The sequence below is a fragment of the Ruminococcus sp. SR1/5 genome (assembly GCF_000209835.1).
Lineage (GTDB): Bacteria > Bacillota > Clostridia > Lachnospirales > Lachnospiraceae > Blautia_A > Blautia_A fusiformis.
Genome location: NC_021014.1, coordinates 448,557 through 450,666 on the forward strand (window position 1 = coordinate 448,557; position 2,110 = coordinate 450,666).

Annotated in this window: 3 protein-coding genes; all 3 read left to right on the plus strand. The window is 34.5% G+C overall.

Translation table 11 applies throughout. The annotated features are described in order from the left end of the window. Positions 1–604: restriction endonuclease subunit S (locus tag CK1_RS02265; protein WP_306288692.1), on the plus strand; the 604-nt coding region annotated here is incomplete at its 5' end. A 15-nt stretch (positions 605–619) separates the two neighbouring features. Beyond that, entirely contained in the window at positions 620–1,081 is a 462-nt protein-coding gene (locus CK1_RS02270) for a hypothetical protein (RefSeq protein WP_173722402.1), read from the plus strand. A 48-nt stretch (positions 1,082–1,129) separates the two neighbouring features. After that, on the plus strand, positions 1,130–2,098 hold the full coding sequence (gene xerA, locus CK1_RS02275) for a site-specific tyrosine recombinase/integron integrase (RefSeq protein WP_015524701.1): 969 nt from the start codon (positions 1,130–1,132) through the stop codon (positions 2,096–2,098). Positions 2,099–2,110 lie beyond the last annotated feature (12 nt).

The following is a 2,110-nucleotide window of genomic DNA, read 5'->3' on the forward strand; positions in this document are numbered from 1 at the left end:
TAATCCGCTTGATGGTACAGCTAAATATCCGATTCATCAAGTCGGAGAAGTTGCTAATTCAGTAGACCCACAACCAAGTCATAGAACACCACCGGTTGAAGAAGGTGGAATCCCTTATGTAAGTATCAAGGATTGCGATTATAAAACAGGTAAAATAGATTTCGAAGGTGCTCGAAAGGTCAGTCCTAAAGTGTTAGAAGAACATATGAATAGATATACTTTACATGACGGAGATTTTGTTGTTGGAAAGATTGGAACTATTGGTAATCCAGTGTTTGTTCCAGCACGTAATGACTATACATTATCTGCTAATGTAGTGTTGGTCCAACCTAATAGTGAATTAGTAAATCCGTATTTCTTGAAGTACTCATTTGAATCAGATTTTGTCGAAAGACAATTTGCTGAAGCAAAGAATTCCACTTCGCAAGCTGCATTTGGTATACAAAAAGTGAGGACAGTTGAAGTGATGAATCCAGATTTAGATGTACAAAGAGAATTTGAGATTTTTGTCAAACAAGTCAACAAATCAAAAGTTAAAGTGCAAAAAGCACTGGATGAAACACAGAAGTTATTCGACAGTCTCATGCAACAGTACTTTGGATAGAAAGGGGAAGTTGTAGTGATAGGAGAAGGACGGGAAAGCAAAAAAGATAACGATTTATTTTACACATGCAGCCTGATTGATTACATTGCCAGGAAAACAAAGAATACACGGGCAGACGTTGTAAATAAACTTGGAAAGCAGAGAATTGATAAAATCTATGACCTGGCAGATATTTACCATTGTGACAACATTGACAGAGTCAGTGATGATTTTATTGAAGAAGCAGGAATACAAGAAGGAAATTTTGACAATGTAGGTGAGTGTAAATACAGCATCCCATCACATTGGGACATTGGAAAGGTATATAAGCGGCTGATAAAAATGGTTGCTGCAGATGAAAATATTGGAATCGTAGATGCTTTAATAAAAGTATACAATTCCTTTATCAGTGCAAAGATTGATAACTACAACAGCAGTGTATATTACGAAAATCCGGCATATATATTTGAATCGTACCGAGAAAACAAAATGCTATAAACAAAATGGTTGAAGGATGCTGGTATATTTTGAAAGGAGTATGCCAGCATGGAAGAAAAAATAGTGAAAATACTGAATGAAATGTCAGAATATCTGTCAATTACACAAATGAAAAAACTTCAGGAAGTAATCTTAAAAGTATGTGCAGAGAATGAAGCTGATAAAATGGAAATATCCAATACAGATTTTCTTGAAATGTTTTTGGATGCAAAGAAGATAGAAGGTTGTTCAGAAAGAACCATTCAATATTATAAAGTTACGGTAGAACATTTGTTATCCCATATTGAAACATCTGTAAGGAAGATTACAACAGAAGAAATACGGACATATTTGGCAGAATATCAGAAAAATAATAAATGTTCAAATGTTACGGTGGATAACATTCGAAGAAATATTTCCAGCTTTTTCTCCTGGTTAGAGGAAGAAGATTATATTTTAAAAAGTCCTATGAAACGGATTCATAAGATTAAAACTAAAACGGTAGTAAAAAGCGTTATTACAGATGAAGGGATTGAACGACTCAGGGATAACTGCAAAGAAATTAGGGATCTGGCAATTATAGATTTGCTATATTCTACAGGAATACGAGTAGGTGAACTGGTAAATCTGAATGTTGATGATATTGATTTGGAAGGGCGTGAGTGCATTGTATACGGAAAGGGAGACAAAGAGAGGCGTGTATATTTTGATGCAAAAGCGAAGGTGCATTTAAAAGAATACATTGCTCATCGAAAAGATAATAATTCTGCATTATTTGTAACTCTGGATGCACCACATGATAGATTAAAAATAAGCGGAGTGGAAATTCGTTTAAGGGAATTAGGAAAAAGAATTGATCTGGAACGTATTCATCCCCATAAATTTCGAAGAACCATGGCAACCAGAGCAATAGATAAAGGAATGCCAATAGAACAGGTGCAAAAAATATTAGGACATTCACAAATTGATACAACGATGCAGTATGCGATGGTGAATCAAAACAATGTCAAAACATCTCATCAGAAATTTATGAGCTGAATTTTATTCAAA